Origin of the sequence: uncultured Acidovorax sp. (assembly GCF_964021665.1) — a bacterium.
Classification (GTDB): Bacteria; Pseudomonadota; Gammaproteobacteria; order Burkholderiales; family Burkholderiaceae_C; genus Acidovorax; species Acidovorax temperans.
This window is the reverse complement of the sequence record NZ_CAXIAK010000044.1, coordinates 11,975-27,443: the sequence shown is the minus strand read 5'-3', so window position 1 is coordinate 27,443 and position 15,469 is coordinate 11,975. Positions and strand designations below refer to the sequence as shown.

Sequence of the window (15,469 nt, the reverse complement as noted above, 5' to 3'; positions counted from 1 at the left end):
CTGCCTCTCGGGCTGCGCCTGTTGAAGATGGTTCGTTCACTGCTTCCACTTTTTTCTCAAATCCTCTCTCATGTCTTCCACCAACGCCCTTGAGGTCTTGATCCAGACGCTGCGCCGTTTGCCGGGGGTGGGGGTCAAGTCTGCGCAGCGCATGGCGTTTCACTTGATGCAGCATGACCGTGCGGGGGCTGAGGCCTTGTCGGTGGCCTTGCACGATGCGGTGCAGAACGTGCACCACTGCGCGCGTTGCCACACGTTCACCGAAGACGATATCTGCAGCACCTGCCTGGACCCGGAGCGCGATGCATCGCGGCTGTGCGTGGTGGAGAGCCCGGCCGACCAGTCGGCGCTGGAGCGTACGGGGGCGTTCAAAGGGCTTTACTTTGTGCTGATGGGGCGGCTGAGCCCGCTCGATGGCATTGGCCCGAAAGAGATTGGCCTGCACAAGCTGATGGAGCGCGCCAGCGATGGCGTGGTGCAGGAGGTGATTCTGGCCACCAACTTCAATGCCGAGGGCGAGGCCACGGCGCATGTGTTGAGCGAGGCCCTCAAGAGCCGGGGGCTGCATGTGACGCGGCTGGCGCGCGGGGTGCCCGTGGGCAGCGAGCTGGAGTACGTGGACCTGGGCACGATTGCACACGCGCTGGTCGATCGCCGCTGAACCGGCAGGGCATTTGGCCCCGTTTGGCGTAGGTAGAATACTCCCAAAATCATAGCGGGTTGCGCTGATAAACAGGGGCTTTGGGCCCTAAAAGGCTTACAAATGAATACATCCCTGCAAGTGGCCCGATTCACCGTGGCCTATTGGTGCGTTTTGGTGGCCGCGTTGCTGCCCATCGTGTGCGCCTGGATCGCCAAGAGCGGCACCCTGGGCAAGCCGCCCGCTCAGGGCGGCTATGACAACAGCGACCCGCGCAGCTGGCTTGCCCGCCAGGGTGATTGGCGCGCCCGCGCCAATGCCGCGCAGGCCAACAGCTTTGAGTCGCTGCCTTTCTTCATTGGCGCTGTCATCATCGCGCACCAGCTAGGTGCGCGGCAGACCTGGCTGGACTTGCTGGCCATGCTGTTCGTCATGCTGCGCATGTTCTACATCATGATGTATGTCTCCAACATGCCCACAGCCCGCAGCGCTGTGTGGGCCGGGGCGTTCATGGTGAATGTCGCGATCTTGTTCGTGGGCTATCGCTGAGTTGCGGTGGGCAGGTTTTTTGCATGCCATGGGCACTAGCTGCCCCCACTGGCTGAAAAAGCACGGCAGTACGTAAAAGTCCTCAGGGGTGTTCCCTGATGCTTCGTTTGCTGGGAGCTTGCACAATTGTTGCGGTGCAGCAATTCATTCCCTTCACATCTTTACCTTCATGCCGCGTGCTTTGATTCGCCGCCGTACTCTCGGGATCATGTCTGCCGCCAGTGCAGCGGGCGTGTTCGCGCCTCTGCTGGCGGCCCGCTCGCGCGCGGCAGCACTCGGTGATCGCCTGACACTGGCGGTGGCGGGGCAGGGCGAGATGTACCACTTGCCTGTGCTGCTGGCAGAGCAGCTGGGTTTTTTCAAGGCTGAGGGGCTGGATGTGGTGCTGCGCGACTTTTCTGCCGGTGCTCTGGCCCTGCAGGCGTTGCAGGATGGCTCGGTAGATGTGGTCTCGGGCTCTTACGAGCACACCATCCGGCAGCAGCTGAATGGATACGCATTGCGCTCGGTGGTGCTGCACGGACGGGCGCCGCAGATTGCGCTTGGCATTCTGCCGCGCATGCTGCCCCAGTATGAATCGGTGCGTGACCTGGCGGGCAAGCGCATTGGCGTGTCTGCGCCGGGTTCCTCCACCCACTCGTTTGCCCGCTGGATTCTGGCCCGGGAAGGGCTGAACCCGCAGGGTGCGACGTATGTGTCAATGGCCTCTGCCACGGCGGCCATGGCTGCGCTGCGCGCAGGGCAGATCCATGCGCTGTGCCACTCCGACCCCATCATTGCGCAGGCCGAGCAGAAGCAGGGCTTGCGTGTGGTGGTGGACGCGCGAACGATCAAGGCTTCTCATGAACTTTTTGGCGGCACCATGCCGGCCAGCTGCCTGTATGCCGCGCAGCCTTTTGTACAAAAGCGCCCGGATCAGGTGCAGGCCCTGGTGAACGCCATGGTCCACGCCCTCAAATGGCTGCAGACCGCCGAGCCAGCCGATATCGTCAAAGCATTACCCGCCTCGTATTTGGCCACCGACCGGCCTTTGTATCTGGCAGCGTTCCACCGTATCCGCGAAACGTTTTCGCCCAACGGGATGATGCCGGACGATGCCCCCGCAGTGGCGTTGCGTGCCCTCACGCTGGCCTACCCGGAGCTTGCCGCCACCAAGGTGGACCTGGCTCGCACCTTCTCGAACGACTGGGTTCGCAAGGCGCGGCAAAAATTCAACGTTTGATGCAGCAGGGCGATTGGGCTGGGGCAAGATAGCGGTTTTTCCACTCGCAGAAAGAACCGCGCATGTCGCTCAGTATCAGCATCGGCCCGTTGGTGTCCTTGATCGCCGGGATTCTCATCCTGGTCATGCCACGGCTGCTCAGCACCATCGTGGCGCTGTACCTGATCATCATGGGAATTTTGGGCCTGATGGGTATGGCTTCCATGCGCCTTTGAGCACCTTGAGGTGCCGGTGTGCGGGTTGTTGCTCCGCACACACTCAATCAAGGCAAGGCTGGTGACTGGCCAGCCCGCCCGAATGCCTGTGTCAGCGCCGCCGCACCTTCGACGGCGTACCGCCACGGCGCTTGGGGGTGGATGCAGAGACCACCTTGCCAGAGGCACTGCGTGCCTGTGCCCGTGGCGCTGGCGCTGATGCCTGGCGCACTGGCAGGTACATCACGACTTGCTGGCCCGCCTTGAAGGCTGCGTTCAGTTTCACATCGTTCCAGTCGGCCACGTTCGCTGCGCTGACCTTGTAGCGCCTGGCCAGTGTGGCCACGGTTTCGCCCTTGCCCGCCCGCACCGAGGCGCGGCGCGTGACGATCTCGGGTGCCAGGGCCACCTGTCCGTTGTCGGCCAGGTGTGAAGACACGTCCTGGCGGGTGGTGGCGCTGCGTGGAACGATCAGTGCCGAGCCCGCCTTGATCATCATGCGCGGTGGGATGTTGTTCACGCTGCGCAGGTCGCTTTCGCTCATGTCCGTGCGCCGCGCAGCCTCGGCCACGGTCATGGTGGTGGGAACGGGCCACACCGTCCAGCTGGCGTATTGCCCCTCTTTGTGGGCTTCAAGGTTGCGCTGGAACACCTTGGCGTTGTCCCAGGGCAGCAGAATCTGCGGCGTGCCCGCTGCCAGGATCACCGGCTTGTGGAAGGATGGGTTCAGCGCCCGGAAGTCTGCTTCGCGAATCCCCGCGAGGCTGGCCGCCAGTGCAACGTCAATGTCGTGGGTGATGTCCACCGTCTGGAAGTAGGGGTGGTTCTCAATCACCGGCAACTCGGTTTTGAAGGCTTCCGGGTTGGCCACAATGTTTTTCACGGCCTGCAGCTTGGGCACATACATGCGTGTTTCTGCAGGCATGTTCAGGTCGGTGTAGCTGGTGCCCAGACCCTGTTTCTGGTTGCGGGCAATGGCACGGCCCACGCTGCCTTCACCCCAGTTGTAGGCCGCCAGGGCCAGGTGCCAGTCGCCAAACATGCCGTAGAGCTTTTGCAGGTAGTCCAGCGCGGCGCGGGTGGAGGCCAGCACGTCGCGCCGGTCATCACGGAACGCGTTCTGCTTCAGGTCAAAGTAACTGCCGGTGGCCGGCATGAACTGCCACATGCCTGCCGCCTTGGCGCTGGAGACCGCCTGGGGGTTGAAGGCACTTTCGATGTAAGGCAGCAGGGCCAGTTCGGTGGGCATGCCGCGCCGCTCCAGCTCTTCAACGATATGGAACAGGTATTTGCTGGAGCGCTCCGTCATGCGCTGCATGTAGTCGGGGCGGCTGGCGTACCACTGCTCGCGGTCTTGCACCAGTTCATGCTGCAGGTCGGGCATGGCAAAGCCACGCCGGATGCGGTCCCAGAGGTCTGCCGGGGTGGAGAGCGATGCGACCTCCTGGCTACTGGCATTGGCCGCCTTGATGGGCTGCAGGGGGCCCTTGGGGATGATGGGGGTGTGCGCAGGGCGACTGCTGGTGGGTGTGTCGTCAGGGGCGTTGCTGACCACCCCAGGGGCTCCGCCGGTGGTGGCGCAGCCCGTCAACCAGAGCATGCCTACCAGGCTGACAATGTGCAGAAATTTCATCGAAACTCGTTCTTCCAATTGCGCAAGGCCGCCAGTACGGCAATTGCGTCGTTGACATCGGTCTGCGGTGCATAAGCCTGGGCGGCTTGTGCGACTGCCGGTTGCTGAACCCGCAAAAACGGATTGATGGCGCGCTCCTGCGCCATGTGGGATGGCAGCGTGGGGCGGCCACTGGCGCGCTGTGCCGCGCACCAGGCGTTGTAGTTGAGCAATGCCTCGTTGGTGGGTTCCACCGCCAAGGCAAATTTCAGGTTAGAGAGTGTGTATTCATGCGCACAACACACCTGGGTGTGGTCGGGCAATGCGCTGAGTTTCTGCAGCGATGCATGCATCTGCGCAGGCGTGCCCTCAAACAGGCGACCGCACCCGCCGGAGAACAGTGTATCGCCGCAGAACAGCAAGGGGCCTTCGGGCGAGTCTGCGCAGTAGTAGGCGATGTGCCCAGCGGTGTGCCCCGGCACGTCCAGCACCTGCAAGGTAAGACCCAGCACTTGTACCTGCTGGCCTTCCGTGAGCCCGATGGGTCGGGGTGTGATTTTTTCGGTTGCAGGGCCGTAGACGGTCGCCCCCGTTTGCTGCTGCAAAGCCCCTACGCCACCGACATGATCCGCATGGTGGTGGGTGACTAGAATCGCCTGCAGCGTCAACCCCAGCGACTGCAATGCGTGCTGCACCGGGGTTGCATCCCCAGGGTCCACCACCACGGCATGCGTTCCGTCATGCAGCATCCAGATGTAGTTGTCGGTGAAGGCGGGTAGCGGCAGCAGTTTCATGAGCTCTGAAATTATAGATTTGCACCAGTGGTTCGACTCTGCCCCAGGCCGCTACCTGCTTGCCTGGGAGCAGGCCTGCATGGACGACGCCGTGGCCGACATCTTTGGCTACCACGCGCTGCAGCTGGGTATGCCGCGCATCGAAGGTCTGCGAACCAACCGTATGCCGCACCAGTGGCTGGCGCTGGGGGCGGATGCCATGCTCTCGCGCACTGAAGAGCCCTCGGACGCTGGCACGTCCCATGCGCCGCGTGCGGCGGCCCTGTGGGCTGAGCCCGAGGCCTTGCCATTCCCCAATGCCAGTCTGGATTTGGTGGTGTTGCCCCACACCCTGGAATTGAGTGTGGATCCGCACATGGCGCTTCGTGAAGTGGAGCGCGTGCTGGTGCCCGAGGGCCGGGTGGTGATTGCCGGGCTCAACCCGCTGAGCCTGTGGGGCCTGCGGCAGGTGCGTGTACGGCTGTGCCAGCGCTGGACACAGGAACCCCTGTATTTGCCCGATGTGGGGGAGTTCATCGGTGTTCGGCGCATGCGCGACTGGCTGCGTTTGTTGAGCTTCGAGGTCGAGACCGTCCGCTTTGGCTGTTATCGTCCAGCAGTGCGCAGTGCCGAGTGGCTGAAGCGCTTTTCGTGGGTTGATCCCCTGGGCGAGAAGTGGTGGCCCATTCTTGGGGCTGGCTACTTTTTGGTGGCCGTCAAGCGTGTGCATGGCATGCGTCTGCTGGAGCCCGCATGGCGCTCGGGCCGCAAGCGGGTGGCTGCCACGGTGCCGGTGGCGCGTAAGTCTGGGTCGCATGGCCCCATGCCGCCGCGCTGATCACCCCGGGCGGCGCTGCGCGTCGCGCTCAAGCATTGGCTCGCAACTCTTTTTAATCAATTGGCAGGAATCCGGTTTGAATCAGGTTGAGATCTACACAGATGGTGCGTGCAAAGGCAATCCCGGCCCCGGCGGCTGGGGCGTGCTGTTGCGTTCTGGCGCGCTGGAAAAAGAATTGTTTGGCGGCGAACTGGGCACCACGAACAACCGCATGGAGCTGATGGCCGTGATCGAGGCTTTGTCGGCCCTCAAACGCCCTTGTGCCGTGACGCTTTTTCTGGACAGTGAATATGTGCGCAAGGGCATTACCGAGTGGATTCACGGCTGGAAGGCCAAGGGCTGGCGCACCGCGTCCAACCAGCCTGTGAAAAACGTGGAGCTGTGGAAGCGGCTGGACACCCTGGTGAACACGGGCGGGCACCGCATTGAATGGCGATGGGTGAAGGGCCACTCGGGTCACCCTGGCAACGAGCGCGCTGACGCGCTGGCCAACCTGGGCGTTGACAAGGCGATGGGGCGCTGAGAGGCCTCTGGCCTGCCTGGCATCTCGCCACGGTGCCAAGCCCGCCTGAAAGGCTGTGGGCATGGTTGCTTGGCTGCGGCTTTCATTGGCAGCTGATGGCGATGAGGCTGCCTTTGTGCAGACTCCCCTCACCCTCTTTCTGACGACCGCTCACTCCCGCCTTCCGTCCCCATGGTGATGTCCAGGCGACGGCGCAGTGTTTTCGTACAGCGTTCGTGTAAAGCTTGCGTAAATCTCAGGGAATGGCTTGCGGGGTTAAGCGCGGGGCGCCTGCGCAGGCCACAGCGCGCTGATACATTGTTCGGCTGCATTTCGCTCATCCCAGGTCTGTGATTTCATGGCGCTCAAGAACAAATACGTCGTTTTTGCTGTTCTCGGTTTGGCTGTTGCTTCCGGCGCCGCCTGGTGGTTTCAGTCGCCTGCACGGTCTGCTCGCGCCGGTGCTCCCGCACCGCAGGGCAATGCAGCGGCCAAGCCCGGTGCGCAAGGCCCTGCAAAACCCGTGATGGTGGAAGCGACCAAGGTGCGCCAGATGACCATGCGCGACGATGCAGAGGCTGTGGGCAGCTTGCGTTCGCGGCGCAGCGTGGTGCTGCGGCCTGAAATCAGCGGGCGCATCACGCAGCTCAATTTCAGCGATGGGCAGCGCGTGCGCAAAGGGCAGCTGCTGGTGCAGCTGGATGACCAGCTGCCCCGCGCCCAGGTGCAGCAAAGCCGTGCCGAGTTGTCGATCGCCCGCGCCAACCACAAGCGCAACCAGGAGCTGGTGGCCCAGGGGTTCATCAGCCAGCGTTCGGTGGACGAAAGTGCCGCCAACCTTGAAGTGGCTGAGGCCAAGCTCGCCCTGGCCGAAGCCACAGCCCAGCGCCTGCGCATCGTGGCGCCGTTTGATGGCGTTGCAGGCATTCGCGGCGTGAACGTGGGCGACTACCTCAAGGATGGCGCCGACATCGTCAACGTGGAAGACCTGGATGCGGTGTACGTGGACTTCCGCCTGCCCGAGCGGTTGCAGAACAAGGTGAAAACCGGCCAGACGGCCCGCGTGGCCTTTGATGCGCTGCCGGGCGTGCAGTATTCGGCCGTGGTGCTGGCCATCAACCCGCAGATCGATGCCGATGGCCGCTCGCTCGCCGTGCGCGGCTGCATCGACAACCGCCGCCTGCAGTTGCGCCCCGGCATGTTTGCACGCGTCACGGCGGTGTTTGGTGAACGCTCTGACGCCAATGTGGTGCCTGAGGAGGCTATCGTTCCCGATGGTGCAGCGCCTTATGTGTTGCGAGTGGTGGCTGGTACGGAAGAGGGCAGCCAGGTGGCCAAGCGCACCACCGTGCGGCTGGGCGCACGCACTCCAGGGTTTGTGGAGGTGGTGGAAGGGCTTGCACCGGGTGATGTGGTGGTCACGGCGGGGCAGCAGCGCCTGCAACGCGACGGCACAGCGGTGCGCGTGGTGGAGCTGGGCCAGCCTTCTGCCGGGCGCTCTGCCGCAGGCGCGGAACCTCCTGCCACGGCATCTTCCGCTGCGTCCCAGCCAGTATCGGGTGCGGCCACGGCAGCCGCCCCAGCCGCTGTGCCCCCTTTGTCTGGCGCCAACCCGTGCCAGAGTCCGATGAGCGCCACCACGCAGCCGGTGCGCGGCGGCCAGTCTTCCTGAGTTCTGCATTTCTGACATTGCCCGACGCTCGCCATGCAACTTGCTGAAATCTCCATCCGCCGGCCGGTGTTCGCCACCGTCCTGTCCCTGCTGGTCTTGCTGGTAGGGGCCGTGAGTTTCACCCGCCTGACGGTGCGTGAGTACCCCAAGATCGACGAGCCTGTGGTCACGGTGAGCGTGCGCTACGCCGGGGCCTCGGCCGAGGTGATTGAATCCCAGGTCACCAAGCCCCTCGAAGACTCGATTGCGGGCATTGACGCGGTGGACGTGATCACCTCCATCAGCCGTGCCGAGCAAAGCCAGATCAGCGTGCGCTTTCGGCTGGAGAAAGATGCCGACAACGCCGCCGCCGAGGTGCGCGACCGCACGGCGCGGGTGCGTAACCGTCTGCCCGATGCGGTGGACGAGCCCGTCATTGCCAAGGTGGAGGCCGATGCCTCGCCCGTGATGTGGCTGGCCTTCAGCAGCGACACGCGTAGCCCGCTCGAAATCAACGATTTGCTCAACCGCATCGTCAAGCCCCGGCTGCAGACGGTGACTGGCGTGGCCGATGTGCCCATTTACGGCGAGCGCCGCTACGCCATGCGCATCTGGCTGGACCCTGAGCGCATGGCGGGCTACCGCCTCACCACGCAGGACGTAGAAGACGCCATTCGTCGCAACAACCTGGAGCTGCCCGCAGGCCGTATCGAATCGCAGCAGCGCGAGTTCAGCGTGACTTCGCAGACCGAACTGGCCCGCCCGGCGCAGTTCTCCGACATTGTGATCCGCACCGTGAACGGCTTTCCCGTGCGCATGCGCGATGTGGCGCGCGTGGAAGAAAGCGCCGCCAGCGACCGCAGCCGCGTGCGCCTCAATGGCCGCGATGCCATCTCGATGGGCGTGATTCGCCAGGCCACGGCCAACCCGCTGGAGTTGTCTGCCGGTGTGCGCGCGATGCTGCCCACCCTGAAGGCTGATTTACCCGCAGACATCACCATCGACATCGCCAACGACAACTCGCTGTTCATCGACCGCTCGGTCAAGAGCGTGTACCAGACCATTGCCGAGGCGGTGGTGCTGGTGGCGCTGGTGATTTTTGTGTTCCTGCGCACCCTGCGCGCGTCCATCATTCCCATCATCACCATTCCGGTGAGTCTGGTGGGCTCTTTTGCGCTGATGGCCCTGGCCGGCTTTTCCATCAACACGCTCACCTTGCTGGCGCTGGTGCTGGCGATTGGGCTGGTGGTGGACGATGCCATCGTGATGCTGGAGAACATCTACCGGCACATCGAAGAGGGGCTCGATCCATTCTCTGCCGCCATCAAGGGTGCCAAGGAAATCGGCTTCGCCATCGTTGCCATGACACTCACGCTGGTGGCCGTGTATGCGCCGCTGGCCTTCACGCCCGGCCGCACCGGGCGGCTGTTTGTGGAGTTTGCGCTGGCCCTGGCCGGTGCGGTGGTGGTGTCGGGCTTTGTGGCGCTGACGCTGTCGCCCATGATGTGCTCGCTGCTGCTCAAGCACAACCCCAAGCCCAACTGGTTCGACCGATCCATGGAGCGCTGGCTCACCGCCATGTCAGACGCTTATGGCCGGCTGCTGCGCTGGGTGGTCACGGCCCGTTGGGGCGGTGGTGGTGGGCTGCGGGGCGCGCTGTTCCAGGGCCGCTGGCTGGTGGTGGGGGTGATGCTGGCCAGCGCAGTGGGGCTGGCGCTGGTGTACCCCAAGATGAAGCAAGAGCTGTCGCCGCTGGAAGACCGGGGCACGATTCTCGTCAACGTCACCGCACCCGATGGCGCCACGCTCGACTACACCAACCGCTATGCGCTGGAGCTGGAGAAGATCGGGCGCGACTACCCCGAGTTTGACCGCATCTTCGCCAACATTGGCAACCCCACCGTGGCGCAAGGCAGCGTGATTTACCGCACGGTGGACTGGGAGCAGCGTGAGCGCAGCACGCTCGACATGGCCCGCGAGCTGCAGCCCAAAGTGGGCGCGCTGCCGGGGGTGAATGCCTTTTTGATCACGCCGCCGTCCTTGGGCCAGGGCTTTCGGTCGCGGCCACTGACGTATGTGATCCAGACCTCGGACAGCTACGAAAACCTCAACGCCGTGACCCGGCAGATGTTGGCCGAGATGGCCAAGAACCCCGGCATCATCGCACCTGATGCGGACCTGCGCCTGAACAAGCCCGAGCTGCGCATCAGCGTGAACCGCGAGCGCGCAGCCGACCTGGGTGTGGGCGTGGACGTGGTGGCCCGGGCGATTGAGACCATGCTGGGCGGGCGCACCGTGACGCGCTACAAGCGCGATGCCGAGCAGTACGACGTGATCGTGCAAACCGAGGCCCGGGGCCGCACCACGCCCGAGAACATCGACAGCATCTACGTGCGGGGCCGCAATGACACGATGATTCCGCTCTCCAGCCTGGTGAACGTGAAGGAAAGCGTGAGCCCGCGCGAGCTGAACCACTTCGGCCAGCGCCGCTCGGTCACCATCACCGCCAACCTGTCGCCCGACTATTCGCTGGGCGAAGCGCTGAAATTTATGGATGACACTGCCGCCAAGGTGCTCAAACCCGGTTACACCACCGACTTGAATGGCACCTCGCGCGAGTTCAAGAGCTCGCAAGGGGCCTTGGGCTTGGTCTTCGTGCTGGCGCTGGTGTTCATCTTCCTGGTGCTGGCCGCGCAGTTCGAGAGCTTCATCGACCCTCTGGTCATCATGGTGTCGGTGCCGCTGTCCATGATTGGCGCGCTATTGGCGCTGCAGTGGAGCGGGGGCTCGCTCAACGTGTATTCACAGATCGGGCTCATCACGCTGGTGGGGCTCATCACCAAGCACGGCATCTTGATTGTGGAGTTCACCAACCAGCTGCGCGAAGAGGGGTTGGAGATGGTGGATGCGCTGGTCAAGGCCTCTGCCCAGCGCCTGCGCCCCATCCTGATGACCACGGGCGCCATGGTGCTGGGCGCAGTGCCCCTGGCCCTGGCCACCGGTGCCGGGGCCGAGACCCGTTCGCAGATTGGCTGGGTGATTGTGGGCGGCATGTCGCTGGGCACCTTGCTCACCATTTTTGTGGTGCCCACCATGTACACGCTGTTTGCCCGCAAGGCTGTGCCGGGTGCCAAGACCACGGTGGCGATGGATGCGGCAACCCCGCATGCTGATGGGCCTGGAGAGTCTGCACCGGCGCACGGCTGACCGCCACACTGCCTCCAGAATGAGAAAGGCCCTTTGCGCAATGCAAAGGGCATTTTTGATGAAATGTGCCTCTGGCGCTTTATAGGTAAGCGCCGGTAGCTATTAAATTAATAGCGTTTGAGCTTACTGCGCAGCCCAGCCGCCGTCCATGTTCCATGCGACGCCGCGCACGTTGTTGGCAGCTGTGGAGCAGAAGAACACCGCCAGCTCGCCCAGCTCGTCAGGGGTGGTGAACTGCATGGAAGGTTCTTTTTCGCCCAGCAGCAGCTTTGTGGCTTCTTCGTTGGTCAGGCCATGGGCGGCAGCCTTGGCGTCCACCTGCTTTTGTACCAGCGGGGTCAGCACCCAGCCGGGGCAGATGGCGTTGGCGGTGATGCCCGTGGTGGCGGTCTCTAGCGCCGTCACCTTGGTCAACCCCACGATGCCGTGCTTGGCGGCCACATAGGCCGACTTTTGCGCAGACCCCACCAGGCCATGCACCGAAGCCACGTTGATGATGCGGCCCCAGTTGGCGCGGCGCATGGCGGGCAGGGCCAGGCGCGAGGTGTGGAAGGCGCTGGTCAGGTTGATGGCGATGATGGCGTCCCACCGCTCGACGGGAAAATCTTCCACATTGGCCACATGCTGGATGCCCGCGTTGTTCACCAGAATGTCCACCTGGCCAAACTGCGCCTCGCTGTAGCGCATCATGTCTTCGATGTCTGCGGCGCGACTCATGTCGGCCCCGTGGTACGCCACTTGCGCCCCGCTGGCCTGGCCGGCGGCCAGCACTTCAGCGCGGGGCGTGTCCACATCGCCAAAGCCGTTGAGCACAATGCTGGCCCCCTGGCGCGCCAGCGCTTTTGCAATGCCCAAACCAATGCCGCTGGTCGAGCCGGTGACGAGGGCCGTTTTGCCTTTCAGCATGAGAGTCTCTCCGTAATGAGCATGACTTGCGCAGCGTGGGGGGCAGACACCCCTTGGCAGGGCAAAAGCTTTGGTTGCATCCTGATTTGCGCAAGTCCGAATGAATTACGATGCAACGCGGCCATTATCAAGCGCTGCTCCCGGATTTCGTACCCATGATTGAACCTACGCTGAACTACGTACCGTGCCCAGGCCCTGCGGCCGCCTCGGCACCAGCAACCCATGCCGACGCCGCCGCTGCGCAGCACCGCATGGCCTACTGGGAATGGAATGCCACGGGCAACCCGGCCCACCCCCATGTGGTGGTGTGTGTGCACGGCCTTTCGCGACAGGGGCGGGACTTTGACACCTTGGCGCGCAGCCTGAGTGTCCACGCACGCGTGATCTGCCCTGATGTGGTGGGGCGTGGCCAAAGCGACTGGCTGGCGGACCCCCTGGGTTACCAGTTGCCCGTTTACGCTGCCGACATGCTGGCCCTGCTGGCACAAGTACACCAGCAAGCTCCCATCACGGCCCTGGACTGGGTAGGTACCAGCATGGGCGGGCTCATCGGCATGGCGGTGACAGGGCAGCCTGGCCTGCCGCTGCCAGCACCTGTGCGTCGGCTGGTGTTGAACGATGTGGGCCCCGTCATCCAGTGGCAAGCGCTGCAGCGCATTGGCCAATATCTGGGCTACCCGGCGCGGTTTGATTCGCTGCAGCAGGCGGCCGATGCGATGTGGGCAATCTCCACCAGCTTTGGGCCGCACACGCAGCAGCAGTGGCTGGAGCTGTCCAAACCCATGCTGCGCAGCTTGCCCGATGGTGGCTTGACATTGCACTACGACCCGGCGATTGCCGTGCCGTTCCGGGCCTTGACCCAGGAAGGCGCAGCCGCCGGCGAATCAGCGTTGTGGCAGCTGTACGACCAGATCCAGGCCCAAACGCTGTTGCTGCGCGGGGCGCAGTCCGACCTGCTGTCGCCCGAAACGGCCCAGGCCATGCAGGCCCGTGGGCCCAAGGCGCATTGTGTGGAGTTTGAAGGTGTGGGACACGCCCCCACCTTGATCGCTGCCGACCAGGTGGCCGTCGTCCAGAATTTCCTATTGGCTGCCCCTGTCGCAGAAAGTGCATTGGCAGGATGAAGACAAACCCCGCTACCCAAGCCCCCGCCCTCACGCAGACCGAGCCGCTGCCGCAACTGATTGCGGCCACCGCCAACGCCTTGCCCGAGCAGGTTGACGCCCTGGCCCGCGCCCGCGCGTTCGCCGAGCCGTTGCTGGCCTGCGAGACGCTGGATTCGGGCGAGAACACCCTGGTTCATGCTGACGCTGTGGCCGCCATCCTTAAAGGCATTGGCGGGTCTGAAGCCATGCAGGCCGCCAGTTATCTGGTCTACGCCTGCGTGCATTTGAACAAGCCTGAAGAGGTGATTGCCAAGGCTTTTGGTGACAGCTTTGCGGCCCTGGCGGTCGAGACCACCAAGCTCATGCGCGTGCAGCGCCAGGCCCTGGCAGCCGAGCAGGTGGACGACCCTGCCGTGCAGACCGAGAACGTGCGCAAGATGCTGCTGGCCTTCTCGCGCGACCTGCGGGTGGTCATGCTGCGCCTGGCGTCGCGTTTGCAAACGCTGCGCTTTCATGCGGCCAGCAAGCGGCCTGTGTCGCCCAGCCTCGCGCGCGAGTCACTGCAGGTGTTTGCGCCGCTGGCCAACCGCCTGGGCATCTGGCAGATGAAGTGGGAGCTGGAGGACTTGTCCTTCCGCTTTCTGGAGCCGGACACCTACAAGGAGGTGGCCCGCCTGCTCGATGAAAAGCGCGGCGAGCGCGAGGTGTATATGCAGCAGCTGCGCCAGCGGCTGGAGTCTGAACTGCGCAGCCGCAGCATCAGCGCCACCGTGCAGGGCCGGCCCAAGCACATCTACAGCATCGTCAAAAAGATGCGGGGCAAGTCGCTGAATTTTGACCAGGTGCTGGACCTGCGCGCCCTGCGCGTGGTGGTACCCACCGTGAAGGACTGCTATGCCGCTCTGAGCTGGGTGCATGAGCAGTTCACCCCCATCGTGGAAGAGTTTGACGACTACATCGCCAAGCCCAAGCCCAACGGTTATCAGTCGCTGCACACCATCGTGCGCGACGAGCAGGGCCGCCCGGTGGAAATCCAGATCCGTACCCAGGCCATGCACGAACATGCCGAGCATGGCGTGGCCGCGCACTGGGCTTACAAAGAGGCGGGCAGCAAGGGCTACGCGGGCGTGTCTGCAGCAGGAGAGTACGACGCCAAGATCGCCGTGCTGCGCCAGCTGCTGGCGTGGGAGCGTGACCTGGCTGGCGCCGTGCCCAACCGTGGCCTGTTTGAAGACCGCATCTACGTGCTGACGCCCGACGCAGCGGTGATTGAGCTCTCGCAAGGCTCCACCCCGGTGGACTTTGCCTACGCCGTGCACACCAGCGTGGGCCACCGCTGCCGGGGCGCGCGCGTGGATGGCGCCATGGTGCCGCTCAACACCCCGCTGCAAAACGGGCAGACGGTGGAGATCACCACCGTCAAGGAAGGGCGCCCCTCGCGCGACTGGCTCAATGCTGAGCTGGGCTACCTCACCAGCAACCGGGCCAAGGCCAAGGTACGCGCCTGGTTCAACGCCCAGGCCACGCATGAAACCGTGGCCCGTGGCCGCGAGGCGGTGGAAAAGCTGCTGCAGCGCGAGGGCAAGACGGCGATGAAGCTGGATGACCTGGCCACCCAGCTGGGCTTCAAGTCGGCCGATGCGCTGTTTGAAGTGGTCGGCAAGGACGAGTTTTCGCTGCGCAACATCGAAAACCTGCTGCGCCCGCCAGAGCCTGTACTGCAGCCCGACGAGTACCTGCTGCTCAAGAAAACCCGCACCAATGAATCCGCGCCCAAAGGCGGGGTGCTGGTGGTGGGTATCGATTCACTGATGACCCAGTTGGCCAAATGCTGCAAGCCCGCGCCACCCGACGTCATCCGGGGTTTTGTTACCCGGGGCAAGGGCGTGAGCGTTCACCGTGCCGACTGCAGCAACTTCCGCGAAATGGCTGCCCGCAGTGCCGAGCGCGTGATCGATGTGGAGTGGGGCACTCCCAAGGCTGCTGCCGCTGCGGTGTACCCGGTGGATGTGGCTGTGGAAGCTGCCGACCGCCAGGGCCTGCTGCGTGACATCTCAGAAGTGTTTGCCCGTGAGAAAACCAATGTGATCGGGGTGCAGACCCAGTCGGTCAAGGGTACGGCGTGGATGACATTCACCGTGGAGGTGGCGGATTCGGGCCGTCTCAACAAGGTGCTGGGCATTGTGGCCAGCGTGGCCGGCGTGCGTTCGGCGCGCAGGCGCTGAGCTTCGGGCGATCTTGAACTTGGATTTATTGATTCGGCGTAAAA

The 15,469-nt window shown here is 63.8% G+C and carries 13 protein-coding genes; 10 read left to right on the top strand and 3 right to left on the bottom strand.

The genetic code is table 11. The features are described from left to right. Window positions 1-70 precede the first annotated feature (70 nt). The 4 genes from recR (at window position 71) to AADJ04_RS10920 (ending at window position 2,626) form a co-directional block, all read left to right on the top strand. A complete protein-coding gene (gene recR, locus AADJ04_RS10935; protein ID WP_207373248.1) occupies window positions 71-661 on the top strand; it encodes a recombination mediator RecR in 591 nt (196 codons plus the stop codon). Between the two features lie 102 nt (window positions 662-763). Continuing rightward, a complete protein-coding gene (locus tag AADJ04_RS10930) occupies window positions 764-1,189 on the top strand; it encodes an MAPEG family protein (protein ID WP_044396819.1) in 426 nt (141 codons plus the stop codon). Between the two features lie 208 nt (window positions 1,190-1,397). After that, complete coding sequence (locus tag AADJ04_RS10925; RefSeq protein WP_341239629.1) at window positions 1,398-2,411, top strand: ABC transporter substrate-binding protein; 1,014 nt, start codon at window positions 1,398-1,400, stop codon at window positions 2,409-2,411. A gap of 62 nt (window positions 2,412-2,473) precedes the next feature. Continuing rightward, window positions 2,474-2,626 carry a DUF3096 domain-containing protein gene (locus AADJ04_RS10920; protein WP_082758696.1) on the top strand — a complete coding sequence of 51 codons (153 nt, stop codon included), beginning with the start codon at window positions 2,474-2,476 and terminating at the stop codon, window positions 2,624-2,626. 91 nt (window positions 2,627-2,717) lie between these two features. On the opposite strand, the gene AADJ04_RS10915 is transcribed toward AADJ04_RS10920, so the two are convergent. Both AADJ04_RS10915 and gloB read right to left on the bottom strand, forming a co-directional pair. After that, window positions 2,718-4,238 carry a transglycosylase SLT domain-containing protein gene (locus AADJ04_RS10915; protein WP_198847814.1) on the bottom strand — a complete coding sequence of 507 codons (1,521 nt, stop codon included), beginning with the start codon at window positions 4,236-4,238 and terminating at the stop codon, window positions 2,718-2,720. Beyond that, entirely contained in the window at window positions 4,235-5,011 is a 777-nt protein-coding gene (gene gloB, locus AADJ04_RS10910) for a hydroxyacylglutathione hydrolase (protein WP_198847813.1), read from the bottom strand. Before gloB ends, AADJ04_RS10915 begins: the two co-directional genes overlap by 4 nt. On the opposite strand from gloB, the gene AADJ04_RS10905 reads away from it, so the two are divergent. The 4 genes from AADJ04_RS10905 (at window position 5,010) to AADJ04_RS10890 (ending at window position 11,188) form a co-directional block, all read left to right on the top strand. Further along, on the top strand, window positions 5,010-5,828 hold the full coding sequence (locus AADJ04_RS10905) for a methyltransferase domain-containing protein (protein ID WP_341239628.1): 819 nt from the start codon (window positions 5,010-5,012) through the stop codon (window positions 5,826-5,828). The two genes, gloB and AADJ04_RS10905, sit on opposite strands and share 2 nt — an antisense overlap. Before the next feature lie 76 nt (window positions 5,829-5,904). After that, the gene (rnhA, locus tag AADJ04_RS10900) at window positions 5,905-6,351 is read left to right on the top strand and encodes a ribonuclease HI (protein ID WP_044396814.1); all 447 of its coding nucleotides are present in this window, start codon (window positions 5,905-5,907) and stop codon (window positions 6,349-6,351) included. A gap of 337 nt (window positions 6,352-6,688) precedes the next feature. After that, the gene (locus AADJ04_RS10895) at window positions 6,689-8,002 is read left to right on the top strand and encodes an efflux RND transporter periplasmic adaptor subunit (RefSeq protein WP_341239627.1); all 1,314 of its coding nucleotides are present in this window, start codon (window positions 6,689-6,691) and stop codon (window positions 8,000-8,002) included. A 33-nt stretch (window positions 8,003-8,035) separates the two neighbouring features. Further along, a complete protein-coding gene (locus AADJ04_RS10890) occupies window positions 8,036-11,188 on the top strand; it encodes an efflux RND transporter permease subunit (protein WP_341239626.1) in 3,153 nt (1,050 codons plus the stop codon). A 123-nt stretch (window positions 11,189-11,311) separates the two neighbouring features. On the opposite strand, the gene AADJ04_RS10885 is transcribed toward AADJ04_RS10890, so the two are convergent. Then, window positions 11,312-12,094 carry a 3-hydroxybutyrate dehydrogenase gene (locus AADJ04_RS10885; protein WP_341239625.1) on the bottom strand — a complete coding sequence of 261 codons (783 nt, stop codon included), beginning with the start codon at window positions 12,092-12,094 and terminating at the stop codon, window positions 11,312-11,314. Window positions 12,095-12,249: 155 nt separating this feature from the next. Here AADJ04_RS10885 and AADJ04_RS10880 point away from each other — a divergent pair, with 155 nt between their 5' ends. Both AADJ04_RS10880 and AADJ04_RS10875 read left to right on the top strand, forming a co-directional pair. Beyond that, window positions 12,250-13,218 (top strand): alpha/beta hydrolase, encoded by a 969-nt coding sequence (locus AADJ04_RS10880; protein WP_341239624.1) that lies wholly within the window; start codon window positions 12,250-12,252, stop codon window positions 13,216-13,218. Beyond that, window positions 13,215-15,425 carry a bifunctional (p)ppGpp synthetase/guanosine-3',5'-bis(diphosphate) 3'-pyrophosphohydrolase gene (locus AADJ04_RS10875; protein WP_066692145.1) on the top strand — a complete coding sequence of 737 codons (2,211 nt, stop codon included), beginning with the start codon at window positions 13,215-13,217 and terminating at the stop codon, window positions 15,423-15,425. The genes AADJ04_RS10880 and AADJ04_RS10875 overlap by 4 nt, the downstream gene beginning before the upstream one ends. The last annotated feature ends 44 nt before the right edge of the window (window positions 15,426-15,469 follow it).